The sequence below is a fragment of the uncultured Streptomyces sp. genome (genome assembly GCF_947488945.1).
Taxonomy (GTDB): domain Bacteria; phylum Actinomycetota; class Actinomycetes; order Streptomycetales; family Streptomycetaceae; genus Streptomyces.
Genome location: NZ_CANLBS010000002.1, coordinates 491,305 through 514,451 on the forward strand (window position 1 = coordinate 491,305; position 23,147 = coordinate 514,451).

15 protein-coding genes are annotated in these 23,147 nt (G+C 72.6%); 6 read left to right on the plus strand and 9 right to left on the minus strand.

Annotated elements, in window-relative coordinates:
* Window positions 1–607 precede the first annotated feature (607 nt).
* Complete coding sequence (locus Q0994_RS04305; RefSeq protein ID WP_299529210.1) at window positions 608–823, plus strand: EF-hand domain-containing protein; 216 nt, start codon at window positions 608–610, stop codon at window positions 821–823.
* Between the two features lie 77 nt (window positions 824–900).
* Here Q0994_RS04305 and Q0994_RS04310 read toward each other — a convergent pair whose 3' ends face one another.
* From Q0994_RS04310 to Q0994_RS04320, 3 genes are all read right to left on the minus strand, one after another.
* Window positions 901–2,418, minus strand: a complete 1,518-nt coding sequence (locus Q0994_RS04310) for a carboxylesterase/lipase family protein (protein ID WP_299529212.1) — start codon at window positions 2,416–2,418, stop codon at window positions 901–903.
* Between the two features lie 264 nt (window positions 2,419–2,682).
* On the minus strand, window positions 2,683–4,986 hold the full coding sequence (locus tag Q0994_RS04315; RefSeq protein ID WP_299529214.1) for an N-acetylmuramoyl-L-alanine amidase: 2,304 nt from the start codon (window positions 4,984–4,986) through the stop codon (window positions 2,683–2,685).
* Between the two features lie 327 nt (window positions 4,987–5,313).
* A complete protein-coding gene (locus tag Q0994_RS04320; RefSeq protein WP_299529276.1) occupies window positions 5,314–6,291 on the minus strand; it encodes a terpene synthase family protein in 978 nt (325 codons plus the stop codon).
* Between the two features lie 636 nt (window positions 6,292–6,927).
* Between Q0994_RS04320 and Q0994_RS04325 the strand changes: the two genes are divergently transcribed.
* The 3 genes from Q0994_RS04325 to Q0994_RS04335 all read left to right on the plus strand — a co-directional run bounded on the left by Q0994_RS04325 (window position 6,928) and on the right by Q0994_RS04335 (window position 12,668).
* Window positions 6,928–9,003, plus strand: coding sequence for a SpoIIE family protein phosphatase (locus Q0994_RS04325; RefSeq protein ID WP_299529216.1), 2,076 nt, complete (start codon window positions 6,928–6,930; stop codon window positions 9,001–9,003).
* Between the two features lie 263 nt (window positions 9,004–9,266).
* On the plus strand, window positions 9,267–9,881 hold the full coding sequence (locus tag Q0994_RS04330; RefSeq protein WP_299529218.1) for an NADPH-dependent FMN reductase: 615 nt from the start codon (window positions 9,267–9,269) through the stop codon (window positions 9,879–9,881).
* 555 nt (window positions 9,882–10,436) lie between these two features.
* Entirely contained in the window at window positions 10,437–12,668 is a 2,232-nt protein-coding gene (locus Q0994_RS04335) for a BTAD domain-containing putative transcriptional regulator (RefSeq protein WP_299529220.1), read from the plus strand.
* 98 nt (window positions 12,669–12,766) lie between these two features.
* Here Q0994_RS04335 and Q0994_RS04340 read toward each other — a convergent pair whose 3' ends face one another.
* Together Q0994_RS04340 and Q0994_RS04345 are read right to left on the minus strand one after the other, a co-directional pair.
* Window positions 12,767–15,034, minus strand: a complete 2,268-nt coding sequence (locus tag Q0994_RS04340; protein ID WP_299529222.1) for a BTAD domain-containing putative transcriptional regulator — start codon at window positions 15,032–15,034, stop codon at window positions 12,767–12,769.
* 157 nt (window positions 15,035–15,191) lie between these two features.
* The gene (locus Q0994_RS04345) at window positions 15,192–16,796 is read right to left on the minus strand and encodes an aspartate aminotransferase family protein (RefSeq protein ID WP_299529224.1); all 1,605 of its coding nucleotides are present in this window, start codon (window positions 16,794–16,796) and stop codon (window positions 15,192–15,194) included.
* A gap of 281 nt (window positions 16,797–17,077) precedes the next feature.
* Here Q0994_RS04345 and Q0994_RS04350 point away from each other — a divergent pair, with 281 nt between their 5' ends.
* Together Q0994_RS04350 and Q0994_RS04355 are read left to right on the plus strand one after the other, a co-directional pair.
* Window positions 17,078–17,626 (plus strand): flavin reductase family protein, encoded by a 549-nt coding sequence (locus Q0994_RS04350; RefSeq protein WP_299529226.1) that lies wholly within the window; start codon window positions 17,078–17,080, stop codon window positions 17,624–17,626.
* Between the two features lie 183 nt (window positions 17,627–17,809).
* Window positions 17,810–18,700: an NAD(P)-dependent oxidoreductase gene (locus Q0994_RS04355; protein WP_299529228.1), complete on the plus strand. Its 891-nt coding sequence runs from the start codon at window positions 17,810–17,812 to the stop codon at window positions 18,698–18,700.
* A gap of 157 nt (window positions 18,701–18,857) precedes the next feature.
* Here Q0994_RS04355 and Q0994_RS04360 read toward each other — a convergent pair whose 3' ends face one another.
* The 4 genes from Q0994_RS04360 to Q0994_RS04375 form a co-directional block, all read right to left on the minus strand.
* Window positions 18,858–20,033: an acyl-CoA dehydrogenase family protein gene (locus Q0994_RS04360; RefSeq protein ID WP_299529230.1), complete on the minus strand. Its 1,176-nt coding sequence runs from the start codon at window positions 20,031–20,033 to the stop codon at window positions 18,858–18,860.
* Between the two features lie 492 nt (window positions 20,034–20,525).
* Window positions 20,526–20,954 (minus strand): nuclear transport factor 2 family protein, encoded by a 429-nt coding sequence (locus Q0994_RS04365; RefSeq protein WP_299529232.1) that lies wholly within the window; start codon window positions 20,952–20,954, stop codon window positions 20,526–20,528.
* 93 nt (window positions 20,955–21,047) lie between these two features.
* A complete protein-coding gene (locus Q0994_RS04370; RefSeq protein WP_299529234.1) occupies window positions 21,048–22,481 on the minus strand; it encodes an NAD(P)/FAD-dependent oxidoreductase in 1,434 nt (477 codons plus the stop codon).
* Window positions 22,482–22,537: 56 nt separating this feature from the next.
* Window positions 22,538–22,912 carry a nuclear transport factor 2 family protein gene (locus Q0994_RS04375; RefSeq protein WP_299529235.1) on the minus strand — a complete coding sequence of 125 codons (375 nt, stop codon included), beginning with the start codon at window positions 22,910–22,912 and terminating at the stop codon, window positions 22,538–22,540.
* Window positions 22,913–23,147: the final 235 nt, after the last annotated feature.

Consider the following 23,147-nt stretch of genomic DNA (forward strand, 5'->3'; position numbering starts at 1 on the left):
CGGATCGCTCCGCCGGAGAGGGCTGCCCTCCTCCGGGATGCACAGAAGCCCCCGGCTCGCCGTCGTACGGCACCGCGGGGGCTTCCTGGGGGGCCGTGGAATGGGGGGTGTGTCCACGGCCGCATGGTGACGACCGGCTCGGGTCAATAGCGGTCGTGGGTCCGACTATGGCAGAACGACGAAGGAAAACCAAGACGGCAAAAGGGGTATACCTTAACGATTCGGTATGAATCGATGGCGAATCGAAGGTTGAGCGCGTCACGGGCCTGGCATTCTCTGTATAGGTATGAGCTTTCTTGGATGATTCGCAGAACTCTCGGCTCGGTGATGCTGGGGGAACAGCGGGGGAACGACTCCTTCGGCACGGCTGCGGCGGGTCTCATTCCTGCGTGAGGAGAGCCTCCGACGCCACGGGCCGGTAGGCGGCCGGAAACCGGCCGGGCGGGCCGCCGCCGGCATCCGGGCCAGTGCCGCGCCGGGCATGCTCGTACCGCCTCTGCGAGGGATGGTTCCGGTCATCGTCGTGGGCGAACGGCCGCCGCACAGGCGGCCGGTGCGGCCAGTTAATCTGACCTCCGTCAATCAAGCGTTACGAAGGGGCGGAAAAGTGGCGGACATCGAGTCGGCGCGCAAGGCGTTCGAGCGGTTCGACCTGGACGGCGACGGGCGCATCACCGCGGCCGAGTACAAGAGCGCCATGGCGCAGCTCGGTGACCCGTTCGTCACCGAGACGGTCGCCCAGGCGATCATCAACGCCCAGGACGGCAACAAGGACGGGCTGCTGAGCTTCGAGGAGTTCTGGGCCGTCCAGAACAAGGACTGACCTTCGGGGTAGCGTCCCCGGGGCCCGCGCGCCGGGAGCGCGGCGGCCGTGCACACCGGCCGCCGCGCCCGCGCGCGTCACCCCTCCGCGCGCCAGTCCTCCGCCCGTCGGCCCTCCGCGCGGTACGGGGCCCAGCCGTGCAGTTCGTCGTCGCGCGGGGCGTTCACCACCGACGGGGCGTCCGGGCCGAACAGCATCACCGGGCGGCTCGCGTCCCAGGCCGGCCAGCCGGGATCGCCGGTGGCGGCGAACCGCACCCACGCCGTGTGCATGGCGTCCGCCAGTTCCTGCGGGGCGTCCGGCCCGGTCAGCGCGACCGCGTCCGGGTGGGCGAGGGTGTCGAAGACGAAGCCGATCTCCAGTGCGTGGCAGGCGCCGAGCCGCCGCACGGGGGAGGGCCAGCCGAACTCGTAGACATGGGTGGTCGCCGACGGGGCCCGCAGCCGGGCGTCGGCGAGGCGGTTGAGCGGAACCCGCAGCAGCAGATCGGTCGCGACGGCCCCGAGCAGCTCGCCCGGTGCGGCGCCGGGGCGGTTGGCCCGGTAGACGGCGGCGGTGGCGCGGGGGACCTTGAACTTCAGCAGCGCCAGGCGCAGTTGCAGCCCGCTCAGCCGCTCGGCGAGCCCGCTCGGCACGAACCAGAGCCGGTACTCCTCACTGGTCGTGCCCATCAGCAGACCGATGCCGGCCGCCGCGCCGTCTGCGAGGGCGCGCGCCGGATCGCGCGGCAGCAACTCGCCGTCCACCACGATCTGGAAGGCGTTCCGGCCGGTCAGCGGGTTGCCCCCGGCCGTCACCGAGCCCTGGGCGGCCAGCAGCGCACCGGGGTCGACGGCGGCCAGCGCGGCGGCGGTGGCGGGCACCCCCAGCCGATCGGCGATCAGCGCCGTGAGGCGCCGACCGCGCCCGGGTGGGACCGCGCCGGGCGCGCCGCTCTGCAGCACCGCCCGCCGGAACAGCCCGGCCGCCGCCGGGGAGGCCAGCAGGGCCCCGACGCTGATCGCCCCCGCCGACTCCCCGGCGACGGTCACCCGCCCCGGATCGCCGCCGAACGCGGCGATGTTGTCCCGCACCCACTCCAGCGCGGCGAGCTGGTCCCGCAGTCCGAGGTTGGCGGGCGCGTCGGGGAAGACCCCGAACCCCTCGATGCCCAGGCGGTAGTTGACGGACACCAGGACGATCCCGTCGCGGGCGAACGCCGTGCCGTCGTAGACGGGCACCGCCGAGGAACCGTGCAGCAGCGAACCGCCGTGGACCCACACCAGCACCGGCAGTCCGGACGCGGCCGTGTCCGGGGTCCACACGTTCAGGTTCAGCCAGCCGTCGCCCGGCACCGAGGGGTCCGGCAGCAGGGTGTCCAGCGGTGGGGCGTACGGGTGCTTGGGGGCGGTCGGGCCGTACGCGACGGCCTCCCGCACTCCCGTCCACGGCTCGGGCGGCTCCGGCGCCCGGAACCGGCGCTCCCCGACCGGCGGGGCCGCGTAGGGGATGCCCCGGAAGACCGACACCCCCCGTTCCCGCACCCCCCGCACCGCGCCCGCCGTGGTGGTGGCCTGCGGGGACGCCTCGTGCGGCCAGGTGCGTGTCTCGGACATCGGGTGTATCCGTCCCTTCGCGTACGGCAAGTGGCACCGCCTGCCGGCGGACGGACGTCCGGCGAGGACCCCGGCGGTACGCCACGCCTTCAGCATGCGGGACACGGAGCCACGGGGCACCGGGTGTGCGGAGGTCCGCGTGTCCGGAAGGGTGGAGGGCCGTGGAGCGCGTCCGCCGCCGGAACGCACCGCGCCCGCCCCGGTGGCCGGGGCGGGCGCGGTGCCGTGTGGCGCTCCTTCAGGCGGTGCTCCTTCAGGGCGTCGCTACTTCAGGTACACCAGGCCGTCGGTGGTGATGGCGGGACGGCCCGAGGTGCCGACCACGACGAGCTTCACCGTGTGGGCGCCGTTGGTGGCCCAGGAGGTGGTCCACAGCGCGTCGCGGTACTTGGTGGTCGACGACTTCAGGTCCACGGTCGCCTTCTTCACCCCGTCCACGTAGACGTACACCTGGCCGGAGGTCGAGGCCCGCGAGACCACCAGGGCGGCGGAACGGCCGGTGAACGTCCAGGTCATGGTCGCGTTCTTGGCCGAGCTGCTGTACGACTTGCCGCCGAGGTAGCTGCTGGAGGACTTGGTGGTCCAGGTGCCCGTCCGCTTGGCCGACGACTCCTGGAGGATCACCGGGGTGCCGGTGACGGAGGCCGTCGCGGTGTTCCCGGCCCGGTCGTACGCCGTGGTGTTCCAGGCCGTGGCCGCACCGGACTTGGCGGTGTGCGAGGCGCTGAGCACGGTCGGACCGTAGGTCTTGGCCACCGGAGCGGTGAGCCGCACCTCCTTGAGCGCGACCGCGTCCGCCGCCTTCCACTTCAGGGTCAGCGGTACGGCAGTCGTGTTGACCGTTCCGGTGCGCAGCGCCAGGGACGGCTTGGCGGAGAACGTCGGCGCCGTCCGGTCGGCGACGACCGTGGCGGCCGCCGAGGTCGCCGTCCTGCCCGACTGGTGGGTGGCCCGGACCTGCACCTTGTGGGTGCCGACCGCGAGCGTGGCGCTGCCCGAGGTGGTGGAGCCCGTGCCGGTGGTGACGACCTTGCCGTCCACCAGGAGTTCGTACTTCGTCAGGAAGACCGCGGGCGTGGTCGAGGTCCACGAGACCTTGACGGCAGACTTGGTGTAGTGGGTGGTGCCGGAGGTGGAGCCGCCGGTGATCGAGGAGACCGTGAGACCGGTCGGAGGGCCCGCCGCCAGGGAACGGATCGATCCCAGCTGCCCGTAGAGGGCGGCGCCGGGGCACTCGGTGTTGAAGCCGTCACGGTGGCCCGAGATACGGCTGAAGGTGTAGTTCTGGCCGGCCGTGTACGACTTCCCGGTGCCGCTGGACTGGGTCGCGCCGGCCGTCAGCGCGACGGTGCCCGCCGGGTCGGCCTTGTACTGCCCGAGCTTCCAGGCGGCGAGCCGCGCGACCGCCGTGGTCGCCGCCGCCGGGGCCTTCGTGGTGCCCGTGTACATCCCGATCACGGCGATGCCCGCGGTGTCCCGGTTGAAGCCGTAGGTGTGCGCGCCCATGACCGGCCGGTCCACGCCGCCCTTGCGGCCCTCGAAGACGGTGCCGCACTTGTCGACGATGAAGTTGTAACCGAGGTCCTTCCAGCCGTTCGACTTCACGTGGAAGGCGTGCAGCGAGCGCACGATCGCGGCGGACTGGGAGCAGGTGTAGTCGTTGGTCCCCGCGGTGTGGTGGACGAAGACCGCCTTGACCGAGTCGAGGTAGTCGGGCGCCTCGTCGTTGAGCGACTCGTCGGCCTGCCAGCCGGCGCGCGACACGATCGGCGGCTTCGGCACGGTCGAGGCGGGCCCGGTCGGCGACGCGGTCGGCGTGGGCGTGGGCGTCGGCGTCGTGGGCGCGGGCGTGGTCGGGGTCGCCGGGGGAGTGGTGGGCGGCTCCGGGGACTCGGTGGTCGGGGTCGGAGCGGGCTCCTCGGTCACCTCCTCGGCCGGCGCGCTCGTCGAGGCACCGGCGTCGGGCAGCGTGTCCTCGGTCGGCGTGGCGGACGGCGACCCGCTCTCGCCGTCCTCGGCCGGGCCCTCGGCCAACGCGGCGGAGAAGGCGGCCGGTTCGGCGTCCGAGGACGAGCCCGTGCCGGGGTCGACGGTGTCCAGCCGCAGCCCGGCGGGGAGCCCGGCGGCGGAGCTGCCGCCCTTGGTGACGCGGACCTCGACGCCGTCGGAGGGACCGACCCAGCGGGGCTCGGTGGAACCGCGGACACCGGCGCGGCCGGTCTCCGTGCGTCCGTCCATCTCGGTTTCGAGGGTCAGCCAGTCCGACCAACCGCCGGTCGCCACCGACCGGGTGCGCGCCTCCACGGTGCCGGTCACCTTCGCCGCGGGGTCGGTCCAGGTGACCCCCAGCAGGCTGAACGGGTCGGTGTCGCGGCGCTCCAGCGCGGCGGAGCCACCGTCCGCGGCGACCTTCAGCGACGCCTCGTGCACATCGGCCTCGACCGGCCCGGACTTCGCGTCCGCGGGGGCGCCGTCCGTGTCCCCGGTCACCCCCTGGAACACCAGGACACCCGCCACGGCTGCCGTGGTGACGGCAGCGGTGGCCCAGACTCTTCGCTTCGTGAGCATGTGCGATTCCCCCCCAGGGACACAAGACGACCGGATCCGGCACTCCGCCGACCTGCGGTGCACGGGCCCGGCGCGTGGCGGGGGCCCGTCCGGGTCGATGACCGGAAGTGCCGAGTGCGACAGTCTCGCACAGGAGGGGTGCGTGGGACGCGGCGCACGGGCGACGTGCGGGCGTCCGGAACATGGCCGCCGGGCGAACCGCCGCGGGCCGCGGGCGGGCGGACCGGCGGCGGCTCCGGCTGCGGCCCGGCCGTGCACCGGCCATGGCGGGCCGCCACCGCCGTCGGGCCCCGCTCCCGCCCGCGCCCCCGCGCGGCCCGCACGGTGTCAGGCCGCGAAGAACTCCGACAGGGCGGCACGGTCTTCCCGCTCCGCCAGGTCGGGTCTGGTGTACCGCTCGGCGCGGGCGTGGAAGTCGAAGTCGCCCCGCACCAGCCCCCGGTAGTCGCGTACGCAGGCTTCCAGCGCCTCACGGGTGGCACCCTCGATCCCGGCCGCGTCCATCTCCGCGACCAGATCCTTCTCGGCCTTGCGCACCCGCTCGGCGACCCGGGCGAGCTGGATGCCGGCCTCGTCCACGGCCTCCTGGAGGCCGGTGCCGCGCTCGCGCTGGATCAGCCGGACCGCGTTGTGCTCGTACCCGAGGGCCGCCTCCTTCTCGAAGGAGCAGATGTCGTTGCAGAGCCCGGAGTGGTCGGTCACCGCGTTGCGCAGCGCGATGTAGGCGGGCAGACTGCGGGCGGACTCCGGCAGGTCGATGCCCGCGGTGATCTCGTGCAGGTCGAGGAACGGCTGCATGGCGACCGAGTCCCGCCGGTGCTTGGCGAAGTCGGCGCGGGTCGGGATCCGGCCGGCCGCGCGCTGGACCGCCTCGGCGTAGTACGTCCAGAGCCAGCAGACCGTGTCGCGCCGGAACTGGCGCACCCAGTGCGCCGACCGCCCCCGGCAGGTCCGCTCCCGCAGTTCTTCGAGCGCGTCCTCCATCGGGCCACGCGGCGGGGCCCCGTCGAGGACGTCCACCAGCCGGGCGATCGCCTTCTCGCACATCCCCGGATCGCGGCCCGCCGGTCCGTCGTCGAACTCGTCGTCCACGAGGAAGGCCCAGAACAGCCACTGGCAGAAGAGGTCGAGGTGCGGCTGCGAGGCCCGGGGGAAGATCAGCGAGATCCAGAGCTCGGGACGGGTCCGCAGCATCTTCCGTCGTGCGGGTGGCGACAGTTCGAGTCCGTGGGTCCCGGCCCACGTCCAGGCGGCGTGCTTGGTCTCCTCCATGCCGACGTTGCATCCGGTGCTTTCGAACGGCATGTGGAACACCGGCAGCACAATCTGGCTCATTGGTACCCCTCGTCAGGACGGTGTGGACGAACGATGGGAGCGCGGGCGGCCGGTCGTGGTGACGGCGCCCCCGGTCGCGGGTGCCGGCACCGGAGCCCGGCGGTGCGGGTCACCGCGATCCGTTGGTGCGGGCCAGGGCATCACTCTGCGAGGTGGAGCGGTCGTCGCCCCCGTTCCCCCCTCCTTCCGCCTGTCGCTCCGTCGCCGCCGGGACCCTCGTCGGGCGCGGGAGCTGCGGTGGCACCCGGGCCGTCACGTCACCATGCGTGACTTCCAGTGAACCCCGTGCAAAGGATTGAGGGAAGCAGTTTCTGACTGAAACTGCTTGATCACGCAAAGAGAGTGCGCATGTGTGAGCGGTTGACGGCCGCGAGGCGGTCGGGATGCGTGGGTTGTGCACGTACGTGGGGGAGGGCCGGAGGCCCCGCTCCACTGCGGGCCGGAGGCGGTCGGGACCGGGGGGACGCGGCCGGGGCCCACCGCCTCGCGCACAGCCCGTCCGGCCCCGGTCCCGCCACCCGCCGGGCCGCGCCCGAATGGCGCACCCGCGACGCGCGGCAGAGGGTGGTGGACAGCGACCCCGTGTGTGCGAAGGGCGGTGCAGCAGTGCCGGACGCCGATGAGCCCTCGGCCGGACCGCCGGACGGTCCGGTGACCCCGGCCCTGCTGGACGCGCTGGCGACCGCCGACGCCATCCGCACCTACGTGGTCGACCGCGATCTGCGCATCGTCCGGGCCGGCGGCCTCACCCTCCGGGCCACGCCCGAGCCGCTGCGCGACCGCCTCCTCAGCGAGGAGTACGAACTCGACGACCCCCAGGCCCTGTCGCGCGCCCTCGCCGCGCCGAACGGCACCGCACCCGCCCCGGCCGGGTCCGTCCGGGGCCGCCGCACCGACGAGGACGGCCGCGACCGCACCTTCGCCGTCGCCTTCCACCCGCTGCCCGGTGACACCACGGGACCCGGCGGCACCCCCGGCGCGCTGCTGGTGCTGGCCGCCGACGTGACCCGGCGGGAGCGGGCCCGCTCCCGCGCCGCCGCACTGGACGCCGTGCGCGAACGCGTCGGGCAGTCCCTCGACCTCGCCACCACCTGCGAGGACCTGGTCGACGCCCTGGTGCCCCGGTTCGCCGACATCGCCGTCGTCGAGATCGTCGACGACGCCCTGCACGGCGCCGACGCCCCGGAGGCGCCGCCCTCGCGCGGCACCCCGCTGCGCCGCATCGCCTTCCGCGGCCCCCGGGGCACCGCCGGGGCCGCGCACCCGCTCGGCGACGTACGGGAGATGCCGCACCCCACCCCGTACGCCCTCGCGCTCGGCGACCTCCGGCCCCGACTGGTCACCCTGGGACCGGACACCCCTTGGTACCCGTCCGACCCCGACCGGGCGCGCGCCATCGAGGAGTTCGGCGCCCACTCGCTGATCGTGGTGCCTCTCGCGCTGCGCGGGACCGCCCTCGGCATCCTCAGCTTCTACCGCTGCGGCGGCAGCGAGCCGTACGACGGGAGCGACCTCGCCTTCGCCGCGACCCTCGCCGCGCACACCGCGCTCAGCGTGGACAACGCCCGCCGCTACGAACGCGACCACAGCATCGCCTCCACCGTGCAGCGCCGGCTGCTTCCCCCCGGGACCAGTACGCCGGTCGCCGTGGAGACCGCCCACGTCTACCTGCCCGGCCGCAACAGCGGATGCTGGTTCGACGCCATCCCGCTCTCCGGCGCCCGGACCGCCCTGGTGGTCGGACGGGTCGACGGCCACGGGGTGCAGGCCGCCACCACCATGGGCCAACTCCGCACCGCCGTACGCACCCTGGCCGCCCTCGACCTGCCGCCCGCCGAACTCCTGGCCCACCTCGGTGACACCACCGCCCACCTCGCCGCCGAACGCGCGGCGCTGCCCCTAGGCGACTCCCTGCGCCACCGCCCTCTCGTCGCGACCTGCCTCTACGGTGTCTACGACCCGTTCACCCGGATCTGGACCGTGGGACGGGCCGGTCACTCCCTCCCGCACGTCACCCGCCCGGACGGCACCCCTCAGGAGTACCCCGCCCCCGAAGGCCCCCCGCTGGGCTCCTCCGAGGGGACGCCCTTCGTCACCACCGACATCCCGCTGGAGCCCGGCAGTCTCCTCGTCCTGCACAGCGGCAGCCGCAACCTGGAAGCCCGCTCCGGCACCCGGCCGGTCGACGAGGTACTGGCCCCGGCCGGCCGCAGCCTCCGCGAGATCGGCGACGCGATCATCTACAACTACCCCGCCGACGCCCACCCGGACGGTGCGGTCCTGCTGCTGGCCCGGCCGTCCGAGGTCGCCCCGGACCGGGCCGTCACCGTCCGGCTGCCGGACGACGAGAGCGCCCCCTCCGAAGCCCGCACCCTGGTCCGCGCCCACCTGACTGGCTGGAACATCCCCAAGGACGTGCTGTACGCCGTCGAACTCATCGTCAGCGAACTCGTCACCAACGCCGTCCGTTACGGCACCCCGCCGCTCTCCTTCCGGCTGATCCGCACCCACGTCCTCACCTGCGAGGTGCGCGACCACAGTTCCACCACCCCCCACCTCCGCCACGCCCGCACCGGCGACGAGGGCGGCCGGGGCCTGTTCATCATGTCCCAGCTCGCGACGAGCTGGGGCACCCGCTACACGGCCGACGCGAAGATCGTCTGGGCCGAGGTGGAGCTGTAGGGGGCCGCGGCGCGAAGCGGCCCTCCGCCGCGGTGCCTCAGGCGCCCCCGGTGCTCCGACCGAGGCCGCGGCCCGTACGCGTACCTGCCGGCGCCGGCGGGGCGCTTCCGGGGGCCGCCGGACTCCGGAACCGTCCCTCAGCGGCCCGAAGCCGGGCCCTAAGAAGACCCGAAGCTGGTCCGAAGGCATATGCCCCACAGTGGGAACATGCTCGGAAAAAGGGCTCGGACCAGCAGGGCGGCGAGGGCGTGAGAGGGATGCACATGGATGACCAGGTCGACAAGTTAAGACTGGTGATCATCGTCGGCGCGGCCAGGGACGACCGGTTCGGCCTCGCCGCGGCCGAGTGGCTCGGGGCTCGCGCCCGGTCGCGCCAGGACTTCGAGGTCGACGTCATCGATCTCGCCACGGCGTGGCTGCCGGACCTCATGGGAGCCGATCCCGCCGCTCCGCTGCCCTCGGCGGTGCGCGACCTCTCGCCGTGGCTGGCCGCCGCGGACGCGTTCGCCGTCGTGACGCAGGAATACCGCTTCGGCTGTCCTGCGTCACTGAAGAACGCGATCGACTGGTACGACATGGAATGGCATGCCAAGCCGGTCGGCTTCGTGTGTTACGGCGGCGCCTCCGGCGGACTCTGTGCCGTCGGCCAGCTCCGGCAGGTCTTCGCCGAAACTCACGCGGTGACTCTTCAGGAGACGGTCAGCTTCCACCACTACCAGCAGTGTCGGGGCGACCGTGGGCAGCTCCTGGAGACCGAGGACTGTCGGCGGGACGCCATCGCCCTGCTCGACCGGCTCGCCTGGTGGGCCCATGCGTTGAGCCGAGCCCGTCGCAACGAGCCGTACGACCACCCCAGACTCGCGACGGCCGAGGACTGACCCGAGGAGGACCGGAAGTGGGCAGGACCGACGTGAGGAATGGCAGGGACATGGAAAACACCCGTTTCCGGCAGTGCGGCCGGCCGGCGCCGTCGGCTCCCCGCCCGGTCCGTACACCGTGCCCGAGCGGTGCGGCGGGAGCACGCACACCGCTGTCGCACCGCCCGTCCGACGCCGCGGACGTCCTGGTGAAGCGGCTTCCGGTCTGCCAGGACCGGCGGAAGGAGGCAGCGCAGGGCGGCGATCCCGACCTCTGTACGCGGATGGTCGACCAGCCCGCACCGACGGCCGACGGGGCCCCGGCCCCGTACCGCCGGCAGGACGATCCGGTGCGGAACATACGTCTCACGACGCCCGCGGGCGACGCCGGTCCGGCCGTGCCGGCCGCGTCGGTCGCGGGCCGGACACCACAGACGGACCAGGACAACGAGGTCCCGGTCCTCTCCGGAGGGCACTTCTTTCTGAGTGAGCGGCTGCACGAGGTGAGCACGGTCGTGCTGGGCCGCTTGACCGCAGTGACAGGGGATAGCAGTGGAATTCCGGATTCTGGGCCCATTGGAGGCTTTGCAGGAAGACCATCGGCCGGCCCTGGGCGGCCACAAGCAGCGGGCCGTGCTCGGCCTGCTGCTTCTGCGTGCCAACCGGGTGGTGGCGACCAGCGAACTGCTGGGCGCGCTCTGGCCTGACGAAGCACGGCCCGCCACCGCCCGCAAGATCGTGCAGAACGCGGTCTGGGCACTGCGTGCCCTGTTCTCCGAGTCCGCCGGCCAGGGCGGCGGAGCCCGTCCCGAACTCGTCACCCAGTCGCCCGGTTACGTGCTGCGGATCGACCCCGAAAGCGTCGACCTGCACCGCTTCAACCGCCGGGTGGCCGAGGGGCGTGCGGCTCTGTCCACCGGCCGGCCGGACGACGCGGCCAGGCTGCTCGGGGCGGCGCTGGAGGAATGGCACGGCCCTCCCCTCGCCGACCTCGCGGAGGCCGGAACCGACTGGCCGGAGCTGACCGCCCTGTCCCAGTTGCGGCTGGACGTCATGGAGGACCGCTTCGAGGCGGAGCTCCGCAGCGGCCACCACCATTCCGTACTCTCCCAACTCGTCTTCCTCGCCGAGGAGGAGCCGCTGCGCGAGCGCCTGTGCGGCCAGTTGATGCTGGCGCTGTACCGGTGCGGGCGGCAGGCGGAGGCGCTCGACGTGTTCAGCCGGGTACGCCGCGCACTGGTCGAGGAGCACGGCCTCGAACCGTCCCGCGAACTCCAGCAACTCCAGCAGCACATCCTCAGCCACGATCCTTCGCTGGCCGCGCCCCGGGCGACCGTGGCCGCGCCACCGGCAGCGACCCCCCGGACCGAACCGCACGAGCCGGCGCACGGCGGCCCGCACACCGGAGCGTGGGAGCACGCGGACGGCCCCGCGAGGAACGCGTATCCGGAGCCGGCCCGGCAGACCGACACCGCCTCGGGGGTGCCGGCCGCCGTACCGCCTCCCGTCGGCCGCGCACTGCACTCCGAGCGCCGGCCGGTCGCCGTCCTGCTCATCAGCGCCAGCAGTCCGGACGTCACCGGCACCTCGGCGTCCGACACCGGCCCCCAGTCCCGGGCGCTGTACGACGCCGTGACGGCGGTCACCGAGTGCGTCGAGGAACTCGGCGGTGAAGTCGTCGGATCGCTCGGCCGGATCTCGGTGGCGGTGTTCGGGCTGCGCACGGGGCGGGCGGACGCCTCGCGTGCCGCGGTGCGGGCCGCCGTGGCACTCTGCGCCAGGCTGCACCAGGTACCCGGCCCGGCCTGGCACGCCGTCGTGTCGGCCGGAGAGGCCCTGGTGCGCCACGACCCGTACGACACGTCCGGTCCCGTCATGGTGGTGGGGCGTCTCGTCGACGAGGCGCGGGCCCTGCTGGCCCACGTGCCGCCCGGTGACATCCACCTGAGCGCCGAGGCGGCGGCCGACACCAGCGACCTGGTCCGGCTCGTGCCGACCGACCGCGCGGCCGTGCACGCGGTGGCCGGGCTCCGGTCGGCCGGCGGCGGCAACGCGCTGCCGGACCCGTTCGGCAGTTTCGAGGCCGAACTGGGCATCCTGCGGAGCCTGTTGGTCCGGGCCCGTCGGCAGGACGCGCCCCACCTGGTGACCATCCTGGGTGACGCGGGCGTGGGCAAGACGCGTTTCCTGGCCGACTTCGTCCGGGACATCCGGGGGGAGGCGGTCCGGGTGGTGCGGGTCCGCGGCGGTGACGCGGCCCGGTGGACGGTGTGCGACGTGCTTCGCGCGGGCTGCGGGCTGCCCGTGTCGGACACGCTGGACAGCCGGCTCGGCGAGGTCGTACGACGGGTCGCGGGGCGCAGCGAAACCGCGGAACGGCTCCTGAGGCGGCTCGTCTCCGGCAACGGGTACAAGGGCTACCCCGCGTACGGCGCGGACGGCGTCGCCGCGACGTCGATGGCCGAGGCGATGGACGCCTGGTGCGATCTGCTGGTGCTGATCGCCCGGGAGCAGCCGCTGGTGCTGTGCGTGGACGACGTCCATGCCGCCGACGAGGCGGTACTGGTCCTGATCGAACGTCTGGCGTCCCTGCCGCAGGACGTGCCGCTGTTCATTCTGGCGAGCGCGCGGCCAGGGATCCTGCGCGAACGAAGGCCCTTCTGGGGCAGCGGGCTGCGGCACAGCGGGACGCTGACCCTGGAGTCGCTGCCCGGCGAGGGGCCCGACCACCCCTTGAGCCCCGGCAGGGTGCACGAGCCGGCCGCCCGTGAGACGACGGGCGGGCGCCGGGGGGCCGGCATGGCCTAGTGCGCGGACGGAACGGTGGCCCGCATGCCAGACGCATGCGGGCCACCGTCGTGGGCGATGCCGGTCGGACAACCCGGCGCGATCACCGTTCGAGGGGGTCAGGCCGGGTCGCCGTCGGGCAGGAAGGCCGAACGCAGCAGGCGGTCCAGGGCATCGTCGGCCGGAGGGGCCAGCCGCATGGTCATCGTGTGCCGCACGTCCCGCGGCCAGCCGGGGCGACGCGTGAGCAGATCGTTGCGGGCGCCGACCACGGCGAGGAGCGGAACATCCGGATTCTCCCCGCACAACTGCTCCACCGCGTCGAGCAGCGCGTCGTCGGCCCGATGCAGATTGTTCCAGACCAGCACCAGGGGCGTGGGGCGGGCCGCCTCGGCCATGAAACGACGCCAGGCGCGCAGGACCGGCAGCGGTTCCACGCCGGTGCGGGCCCCGGTGACCAGCGTATTCAGCAGCGGCAGCAACTCCGCCGCGCGGTCGGGGCCGGTCACCTCGCGCAGGACCGCGGTCAGCTTGAGCCGGGCGGTCTCGGCACCGTCCTGGCAGGTGACGCCGCAGTAGTCCGCGAGCATCGTGGCCGGGACGGACAGCACGTCGTCCGGTCCCGCGACGGTGCCGCTCAGCACGCGCACCGGGTCCGCGCCGACGTTCACGACGCGGCGGTGGAACTCCTGCAGCAGCCGGGTGCGGCCGGCCTCGGAGCGCTCCAGGACGGTGATCAGATGCGGGGTGGAGTGCCGTCGGACCCGGCTCAGGAAACCGGTCATCAGCTCCAGTTCGGAGTCGCGCTCCGCGCAGGGGCTGTCGCCCGCCTCGGGTTTCGCCCCGCGCACCTGCCACGTCGGGGCGGGGAGCGGCAGGCGGTGGTATTCGATGCTGTCCTCGGTCCTGCGGCGGGTCTCGTCGCACACGTGGACCTCGCCGGGCGGGGTGCTGTCCAGCATCGCCTCGCACAGGTCGATCAGCTCACCACCGACCCAGGGCCTGCCGCTGCCCTCCGCGGAGGGCCACCTGCACACGTACGAGGTGCCCGTCACCGCCGCCGCGTGCATGGAAAGCCCCTTGAGCACCGGGATGTTCCCGGCGAACGGAGAGGCGGGGAGGCTGAGCGAGTCGCGTATCGCGATGCCCGCGCGGACGGCCCGTTCCGCGCAGTCGGCACGGTCCGGGGCCTCCTCGAACACTCCGAGCAGCACGGACCCCACCGACATCGTCGAGCAGCCGCCCGAGTTCTCCATCTTCTCGCGGGCCAGCTCGCACACGGTGTCCAGCACACGGTCGATGGCCCCGCCCTGGAGGTCGTCGAACTCCGCGCCCAGGCCGAAACGGAGCATCAGGACACCGGCAGGGCGGCGGGCGGCGTACCCGTCACCGGATGCAGGGGCGGCGTCCTGCGGCTCGGGGCTCCGGCCGGGGCCGACCGGCACACCGGGGCCGGCGGCCACACCGGGGCCGGGGGGCCCGGGAGCGGCGGGCGTGACGGCGACGCCCTCGTGCCCGGGAACGGCGCCGCTGTCGGCTCCGGACCACGACCTGTGTCCCGGCCACAGCCCGGACGGGGTGTGCGCGGCGGAGTCGGCCGTGGCCGGGGGCAGCGGCGCGGGCGTGTCGAGTCGGCTGTCCTGGGCCAGGATGTCCCGCTGGAGCTGCTGTATCTCACGGCCCGGCTCCAGACCGAGGCCCTCGACCAGAGCGGTACGGACCCGGGCGTAGACGTCCAGCGCGTCGGCCTGGCGGCCGCACCGGTAGAGGGCGAGCATCAACTGGCGGGGGGCACGCTCCCGCAGGGGCTCGGCCTGGACGAAGGCGTCCAGCTCGCTCAGCACGGACAGGTGCTCACCGCACAGGAGTTCCCCCTCGAAGCGGTCCTCCATGACGTCGAGCCGCTTCTGCTCCAGCGCGGTCAGTTCCGGCCACGCCGTGCCCTCCTCGACGAGGTCGGAGAGAGCGGGGCCGTGCCACAGGTCCAGCGCGTCGCGCAGTGACTGGCGGGCACACTGGGCGTCGCCGCGCAGCAGCGCCGTCCGGCCCTGCTGCGCCAGTCGTTCGAAGCGCATGAGGTCCACCTGCTCGGGCGCCACCCGCACCATGTATCCGGGTGCCTGGGTGAGTAGTTCGGGTGCGTCGGTGTCTCCCGGCGGCGCCGCCAGAGTGCGCCGCAGCCGCCAGATCGCGTTCTGCAGGATCTTGCGGGCGGTACCCGGCGCCCTGCCGGTGGGCCACACGGCGGACAGCAGGCGCCTGGTCGGCACCACCTCGTTGGCGTGCAACAGCAGATAGGCCAGAGCGGCGCGTTGCCTGGTGCCGCCGAGCGGCACCAGACCGGTATCGCGTTCCATCTCGAGCGGTCCCAGAAGCCTGAGCTCCATGTTCTCTCCCCGTTTCCCGGCCCCGTCGCCCCCCGACCGCGGTCGGCGGATTCGCAAGCCGGTCGCTGTCTCAAGGACGGTAACGCCGGATTCGTTCGAATGAACGCGAATATGACGGTGGCTGGGAGACGGGCCGGAGTTCACCCCGGCACGCTGGTCAGGGAGCCGAGGCCCCCGTCAGACTCCCGCCGTCTCCGTCGCGCAGGAGGCGACAGACGTCCCGCAGCCCGGTTCCGAGGCGTTCGATGTGCTCGTCGGGAAGCTCGATCGAGGGTTCGAACCGGAGAGTGTTGATCGCACTCGCCGTCGGGAACGTGCGAACCCGGTGTTCCCGCAGCAGCCGGCCGGCCAGGAAGTAGCCGAACAGTCCGCTGTCCGCCAGCGCGCGGACCGACTCCGACGCGGCCCGCGACTGGTCGTGGAACTCCATGCCGAGCAGCAGCCCTCTCCCGCGGACCTCCTTCACCTGCTCGGGGAACTCGGCGCGGACCGACTCCAGCGTCTCGCGCAGGGCCAACCCGCGCTCGACGGCCCGCCGGTAGGCGGCGCCGTCGTCCGCCTCCAGCAGCTCCAGCACCTTCAGGGCGATGCCGCAGGAGAAGCTGTCCTTGGCGAAGGTCGAGCTGTGCACGATCTCGAAGTCCCGCCGGTAGCGGGCCTGCCGCACCAGCATCACCGAGGTCTTGGCGATGCCGCCGCCGAGCGCCTTGGCCAGGACGTAGTAGTCGCCTCGGAGGCCCAGTTGGGAGGAGGCGAGCAGCGTGCCCGTGCGGCCCATGCCGCTCTGGATCTCGTCGACGACGACCGGACAGTCGATCTCCTCGCAGAACCGCTGGATCGCCCCGGCGAACCCGGGGTCCAGGACGTGGATGCCGCCCTCGCCCTGGACGGGTTCGACGAGGAAGGCGCAGAACACCGGGAACTCCCGTTCCACGATCTCGACCCGCCCGCCCGACACCGTCAGGAGCCGGACCACACCGCGGTCGCGTGCGTAGATCTCCTTGAGCGCCTCGGGCCGGTCCTGCGGCACGAACCGGGTCTGCGCGGCGAGAGAACGGAACGGAACGCGGTAGGCGTCGTTGTGCGTGAGCTGCACGCTCAGGCCGAGCTTGCCGTGGAAGCCGCCCTCCAGCGCCAGGAACAGCGGCGGCCGGTCCAGTTGCGGGGTGTTGTCCCGGTCCAGACGCTCCACCAGGGCCTCCAGCGCGGCGGCCGGTTCCGCCTCCGCCGCGATCCCGTGGCGCGCACGGACCGCGTCCGGGACGGTGGCCGTACCCGCGGTCACGGCGGACCTGGCCGCGGCGGCACCCTGCTCCAGTTCCTCGCGGAGCTCCGCGATCCGCATCACGCGGTCCAGTTCGGCGTGCTTGACGGCGGCCTCCACGGCTTCGGCCCCGCTGTTGCCGAATATCGCGAAGTACGGTTCGTCGGTGCTCAGTTCGCGGTGCACGATCCGATTCAACGCGGCCGCGAGCTCGTTGGCGTAGGGATGCCGGGAGAACTGCGCGTGCACCGGCGTCCCCGCCTCCAGCAGGTCCTGGGCGCGGCGAACGATGTCCGGCTGGCTGTGACCGAGCAGCACCGAGCCGTATCCGCCGGCGAAGTCGGCGACCGGGACCTCGTCGCCGCGCTCGTCGCGCATGTACAGCGTGTTGCTCTCGGCACGCACATACTCGACGGCCAAACCGGCCATGCCCAGCACTTCGCGCAGGTACGGTTCGGCCAGTTCCGGCGCGTCCGCCTCGGGTTTTGTGATGTCCATGCCCCCTAGATTGCGCCATTCGGGTCTGCGGCCGGTCACTGGCGACTCTTCGCTCCCGTCCGGGCCGTGCCGGTCTTCCGCGGAGCGTCGGCGGGACCGGGCGATTACCGGTGGATGAGACGACGTCGGAAAAGCCGGAGGTACGTTGGCGAAGGCGGGCCCGTGGTCGTCGTTCCTCCGGCGGGGGCGGGACCCGTGTATCTCCACCAAGCGGTTCCCCGCGAAACAGCGCGCCGCGAAACCGCGCGACAAGACCCGAAAACGGATCGGAGAATACGGAAATGAATTCCGCGCCCGCCGGCCTCGGCCCCGCGACCTGCCCGCCCGCGCACGATGAGGTGACCCCTTCGGTGCTGCGCTCCGTGGTGTCGCGCTTCGCGACCGGAGTCACCGTCATCACCGTGGGCGGACCGGAGCCGCACGCCATGACGGCCAACGCCTTCAGCTCCGTGTCCCTGAAACCGCCGTCGGTGCTCTGCAGCGTGGGACACGGCGCGGTGATGCACGGCGCCCTGACGTCGGCCGCACGGTTCGCCGTCAACATACTCGGCGACGACCAGGAGAAACTCGCCCGCCACTTCGCCGACAAGGAACGCACGTTGGGTGCCGCCCAGTTCGACGGCGTCCCCTGGACCCCGGGCGCCCGGACCGGCGCCCCGCTGCTGGGCGGCTCGCTCGCCTGGCTGGAATGCGAACTGACGGCCGCGCACTCCTTCGGAGACCACACGGTCTTCATCGGGACGGTGGTGGCCGCGGGCCGATCCGCCGAGGGCCGGGGACTGCTCTTCGTCGACGGCCGGTTCGGCAGGCCGGAAACCGACGCCGCCTGAGAACAAGAAACCGGACAACCGGCTTCGGCCACCCGTTTCCGGGGACGCGCCGCCGGTTTTCCCCGATGGTCCGTCGATGACCGGGCCGTGGACGCCCGATTCCGTGACCGTGGACAGTTCGTTCGGCGGCCCTGTTTTCATGAGCCGTCACTATCCACGGCATTTCTCGGATCGGAGTCTTCCATGGCGGACCAAGACCTTTCCCCGGTGACGGTCATCGGGCTCGGACTGATGGGCCGTGCGCTGGCCGCCGCATTCCTGAAAGGGGGGCACCCGACCACGGTGTGGAACCGGTCGGCCGACAAGGCCGCCGACCTGGTGGCCCGGGGCGCGGTGCTCGCCGACACACCCGCCGACGCCGTGACGGCCGCGGAGCTGGTCGTCGTCTGCGTGTCGGACAACGACGCCGTGCACGCCGTGCTGGACCCGGTGACCGACCGGCTGCGGGGCCGCGTCGTGGCCAACCTGACGTCCGGATCGTCGGACCAGGCCCGGGCCGACGCGGCGTGGGCCGAGGAGTCGGGCTTCAGCTACCTCGACGGCGCCGTCATGACGGTGCCCGCCCTGGTCGGAGCGGAGGACTCGGTGTTCTTCTACGCCGGTCCCCAGGAGGCCTACGACAGGCACGGCGCCGCCCTGCGGCTCCTCGGCGGCGGTACCACCCATCTCGGCGACGACCACGTGCTGGCCTCGCTGTACGACGTGTCGCTGCTCGGCATGATGTGGGGGACGCTCAACAGCTTCCTCCAGGGGGTCGCCCTCCTGTCCACCGCCGGAGTCAAGGCGGAGGAGTTCCTGCCCTGGGCGTCCAGGTGGATCGATGTCGTGAAGGGGTTCGCCACGGATTACGCGGCCCAGATCGACGCCGGAGACGGGGAGTACCCCGCCCACGACGCCACGATGGAGGTGCACTTCGGCGCGCTCAAGCACCTCCTGCACGAAACCGGGGCACAGGGCGTCAACACCGAACTGCCGCGCTTCGTACACGGGTTGATGGAGCGTACGCTCGCCGACGGCTTCGGGGGGAACAGCTACGCCGCCATGATCGAGCTGTTCCGCACCCCCGAGAAGTAGGGCGGACCCCGGGGCGGACGGGACGGGCCCGCCGCGCTGTCCGGAAGAACCGCCGCATGCCGGAGCCCGGGACGCCGTAGGCGCCCCGGGCTCCTGGGAGGGCCGCCGCACCGGCCCCGTCCGCGCCGGCCCGGGAGAAGGACTCCGGGCCGGGAGATCAGAGGAAGTACGTCCCCGGGTCCAGGTCCATCAGCACCCGGCCCTGGACCTCCAGGTTCGCGCCGAGCTGGATCAGGGCGTGCAGGGAGAAGCCCTGGATGTCGCGGTGGAACCGCTGGAGGGCCACGTCGTTCCGGATGACCGAGCCGCCGCTGGCCGCGTACAGCAGCTCGACGGCCTCCTTGCACAACTGGCCGGCGTAAGCGGTCTGGCCGCGGATGACGGCCTTCTCCCTGTCGGTGGGCTGCTCGCCGGCGTCGGCCCGCCGCTGCAACACCTCCTGCCAGTACGCGGAGAGCGCCCGCGCGGACTCGAGCTTGTTGGCGGCGAGGGCCACCTGCTGCTGGGTGACCGGGTGCTGCCGCTGGTCGGTCCAGTCCGTGTAGGTGATGCCGCGTCCCGGCACCCGCTCCATGAACAGCTCGTACGCGCCCTGGCCGATGCCGAGGAAGGTCGCGGAGACCGTGGACAGGATGTAACCGAGCAGACCGTAGTTGCGTCCCGTGGCCCCGGTGTTGGACCGGTCGCCGGTCGCGCTGACCATCGCCTCCTCCAGCGGCACCGTGCGGTGTGCCGGCACGAACAGGTCCGTGGCCTTCACGGTGCAGCTGGCCGTTCCCGCACCCGACGACACGTGCCAGTCGTCGACCAGGGTGAGTTCGCCGGTCGGCACCAGTGCGACCAGCTCCTGATGGGTGCCGTCCGGCAGCTCCACCGCGGCGGTCAGCAGGTCCCAGTCGGCGCCGCGGACGCCGGAGTTGTAGCGCCATGTGCCGTCCAGGCGGTAGCCGCCGTCCACCGGCTTCAGGGTGCCGGTCGGGGCGAAGACGATCGAGACCCGGGTGGAGCCCCCGGAGAAGACCTCCTCCTGGGCCCGGTCGGGGTAGAGGCTGACGCACCAGGCGCTGGTCAGCCACACCATGGTGAGCCAGCCGGTGGAGGGGCAGCCCCGGGCGACCTCGGAGACGACCCGCGCCTGCTGGGCCGCGTCCAGGTCGAGTCCCCCGAACCGCTCGGGGACCGCGGAGCGGAACACCCCGGCCTTCTCCAGGAGCTGAATGTTCTCCTCGACGATCCAGCGCCGCTCTTCGCTCTCCTGCCCGTTGCGGCGCAGGACCGGCACGGTGTCCCGTACCCCGTCGAGAACGGAGGCGAATTCTTCTTCGGTGGTCATGGTTCTTCTCCTCGTCGCGCGGGACCGGATCTCTCCTGTTTCACGTTATGGGGTGGACTTCCCGTGCCGGGAAATCCCCGGCCTCTCTCCGGTAATCGCGACGTGCGGGATCCGGCGGGTGGAACGACCCTGCGGTGACCGCGTGATGACCGGCGGATGGGCGGGCGGTTCCCGGTGCGGCCGGGAAAGGCATCCGCGACCGGACCGCCGAAAGGGGCAGGGCCTGGACGAATTCGTCCCGGCGCCGCCGCGTGGAAGGCCCGTTCCCTACGGACCCGTGCGCCGCAGGCCGGTCGCGGAATGCGGCGGCACTTCCCGGCGGCGCCCCGGCCACTGCGCCCCGCGACACGTTCCCGGCGCGCGTGCCGCCCGGCCCGCCCCTTCGGACGGGTCCGCCCCGGCGCGGGGGCGGCGTCCGCCGGCGTGCCCCGGCACGGCGGTGCCCCCCGGACCGGTTCGTCCGGGGGGCACGCGTGCGCTGCCGGGGAACGGCTACTCGGCGGCCACCAGACCGGTGGAGGCCACCGGGCGGTCGATCGCCATCAGCCAGCGGCCGTCGTCGCCGCGGCGCAGGACGTCCGTGCAGACGCCCTCCAGGTGCACGGGCTCGCCGTCCTTGCCGGTGGTGTCGATGCTGTATTCGACGCCGATCAGGGCCACGTCCCCGGCGACGTAGGCGTGCGTGACCTCTGCCTTGAGCGAGGGGCGGGCAGCCAGGAACTCCTTGAAGAACGCCAGCCGGTCCGCCCCGGTGAGCGGCTCACCGGAGAAGTTGGAGACGGAGTTCTCCCGGTACAGGCTGTCGAATATCGCACCGTCGCCGGTGTTGAACGCCTGCAGGAAGATCTCGTTCTGGGTGTCGGTGTCGCCGGTGAGGTCCGGGTTCTCGGGGTCGAAGTCGGTGCTGAAGTCGTAGGCCATGATGAACCGGCCCGCCTCTCTGTGAAGGTGACTGGAACGGAATGGGACGTGTGGTTGTTCGGGCCGGGACCGCCCGGCCGGGGCAGGATCGCGCTACTCCTGACCGAGTGTCTGCCGGGCCGCGCGCAGGCCCGACTCGACCGCGCCGTCGAGGAAACCCGACCACCCCTCGGCCAGGTCGCCGCTGGCGAACGCGACCCGGCCGCTGGCCGCCAGGACCTCCGGATAGAGCGAGGTGAGCTGGCCGGGCTTGCGGAAAGCCCAGCCCCCGCGTGCGTACGGGTCCTTGCCCCAGTCGTGGGCGCGCACCTCGATGACGTCGAGTTCGGCGCCCAGACGGCGAACGGCGTCCGTGACCCGGGCGGGATCGGACGGGTCCAGGTCGGGGTCGGTACTGAAGGCCACGTACAGGAAGCCCTGGGGGGTCTCCTCGAAGGGCAGCACCATCGGTATCGGTGCGGCGCCCTCGGCACCCTGCGCGTGGAAGCGGCCCGCACCGCCCCGGGCGTGGATGTAGAGCTTGAGCGCCGTGGGTACCCCGATGCCCTGTGCGGCGACCGCGGTGTGCGAAGCCGGCAGGGCCGGCGAGAACCTGATCGTGGACCAGAGATTGACCGGCACCGCCACGATCACCCTGGCCGCGGCGTAACCGCCGCCGGAGCGCAGGGCCACGTACACCCGGGAGCCGGTGTCCGTGACGGAGGCGACCGGGGAGTTGAGCCGCAGCACCGGCTTCGCCTCGGCCAGCATGGCCGAGAGCAGACCGCCCGTGCCGGGGGCCATCCGCCAGCGCTGGGTGTTGTTCCACCCCTCGTTGTCCCAGCCGGCCAGCGCCCACCAGTGCGCGAGCATGGTGAACGCGCCCGACGCACTGGAGCCGCCCGAGTAGATCGACGTCTGGCCGTTGACCAGCAGTTCCTCCTCGGCCGTCAGGCCGAGTTGGGACAGCCGGTCCCGCAGGGAGAGCCGGTCCAGACTACGCAGCAGGTCCTCCCGGTGCAGCGGCTCGAAGGGACGCTCGAAATACGTGCGGGACCCGTCGAACAGCTTCTCCAGTACGGCGCCGACGCGGCCGAAGGCGTCGTCCGGGGTGAACTCCCGCGGCCCGTCGGGGGTCGGCAGGAGTACCCGGTCGACCGGTACCTCTTCCGTGAGCCCGATGCCGTACCGCTCCAGCTCGGCGCCGATGTGGGGCTGCGCGGCCTCCACCCAGGTGCCGCCCATCTCCACCCGGTGCCCCGCGAAGCTCTCGGTGCGGGTACGTCCGCCGACGCGGTCGCGGGCTTCCAGCACCAGCACCCGCCGGCCCCGGGCGCGCAGTTCGCGGGCCGCCGTGATCCCCGCGTACCCCGCCCCGATCACGATGTCGTCGTACGCGGCTTCCTCACTCGCGCCGGTCTCTCCGGCGACGGCCGGAGCGGCCGCCGGAACGGGCGCGGCGACCAGGGCGGCGGCTCCCGCCGCCCTGAGCACGGCGCGGCGCGACGGACTCCGCCGCGCTGCCTCCGGGTCGTGTAGGTGTCTCATGTCTTCCCTGGGTGGTCGAGGGACAGCACAGGGCTCGGGGGCAGGAGGCGTGGGGGCTACTTCTGCCCGTACGGGTCGTCGACGGCGTACCGCCAGATGCCGTCGGTACCGAGTCGCAGGACGTCGACGCCGATCCCCGTCAGCCGCTCCGGCCGGCCCGCGTCGTCGACGGTGTCGATCACCCAGTCGACGATCAGCAGGGCGGTGTCGTCCGCGACGAAGGCGTCCCGGGTCGACGTACTGATCTTGGGATTGCGGGTCAGGAACTCCCGCTGGGCGTCCCGCCGCGCCTGTCCGGTCAGCGGGACACCGGGCTCCCAGACGGCCACCGCGTCGTCGGTGTAGAAGGCGTCCAGGGCTTCGAAGTCGCCCGAGTTGAAAGCTTCCACGTATTGCGCGTTGTGCTTTTTCAGGTTCTCCAGCTGAGACATGGGAAGAGTCGACCTGCCTTCTCGGTAGTCGGCGTGCCGGGCCTTGGGTGATCGGCATCCGGATATCCGGTAAGAAGCTATGCGGTGACGTTCCGCAGATCGTCCATCGATCGGTAATTCCCCGGTCATGCCCCATTGTTCCGGCCCCGGAAGTGAACGGAATTACCCGTTCGAGGCCGATTGCTGAAGATCGGGAGAGAGGTGCCCGCCTACGATCCAATGGAGTTGCGGCCAT

What these genes read in the sequence shown, in the direction of transcription:
- Q0994_RS04350 (WP_299529226.1), top strand. Translation starts at nt 17,078, where the DNA reads ATGAATTCCGCGCCCGCCGGCCTCGGCCCCGCGACCTGCCCGCCCGCG.
- Q0994_RS04340 (WP_299529222.1), bottom strand. Translation starts at nt 15,034, where the DNA reads ATGGAGCTCAGGCTTCTGGGACCGCTCGAGATGGAACGCGATACCGGT.
- Q0994_RS04360 (WP_299529230.1), bottom strand. Translation starts at nt 20,033, where the DNA reads ATGACCACCGAAGAAGAATTCGCCTCCGTTCTCGACGGGGTACGGGAC.
- Q0994_RS04315 (WP_299529214.1), bottom strand. Translation starts at nt 4,986, where the DNA reads ATGCTCACGAAGCGAAGAGTCTGGGCCACCGCTGCCGTCACCACGGCA.
- Q0994_RS04370 (WP_299529234.1), bottom strand. Translation starts at nt 22,481, where the DNA reads ATGAGACACCTACACGACCCGGAGGCAGCGCGGCGGAGTCCGTCGCGC.
- Q0994_RS04330 (WP_299529218.1), top strand. Translation starts at nt 9,267, where the DNA reads ATGGATGACCAGGTCGACAAGTTAAGACTGGTGATCATCGTCGGCGCG.
- Q0994_RS04345 (WP_299529224.1), bottom strand. Translation starts at nt 16,796, where the DNA reads ATGGACATCACAAAACCCGAGGCGGACGCGCCGGAACTGGCCGAACCG.
- Q0994_RS04375 (WP_299529235.1), bottom strand. Translation starts at nt 22,912, where the DNA reads ATGTCTCAGCTGGAGAACCTGAAAAAGCACAACGCGCAATACGTGGAA.
- Q0994_RS04320 (WP_299529276.1), bottom strand. Translation starts at nt 6,291, where the DNA reads ATGCCGTTCGAAAGCACCGGATGCAACGTCGGCATGGAGGAGACCAAG.
- Q0994_RS04355 (WP_299529228.1), top strand. Translation starts at nt 17,810, where the DNA reads ATGGCGGACCAAGACCTTTCCCCGGTGACGGTCATCGGGCTCGGACTG.
- Q0994_RS04310 (WP_299529212.1), bottom strand. Translation starts at nt 2,418, where the DNA reads ATGTCCGAGACACGCACCTGGCCGCACGAGGCGTCCCCGCAGGCCACC.
- Q0994_RS04365 (WP_299529232.1), bottom strand. Translation starts at nt 20,954, where the DNA reads ATGGCCTACGACTTCAGCACCGACTTCGACCCCGAGAACCCGGACCTC.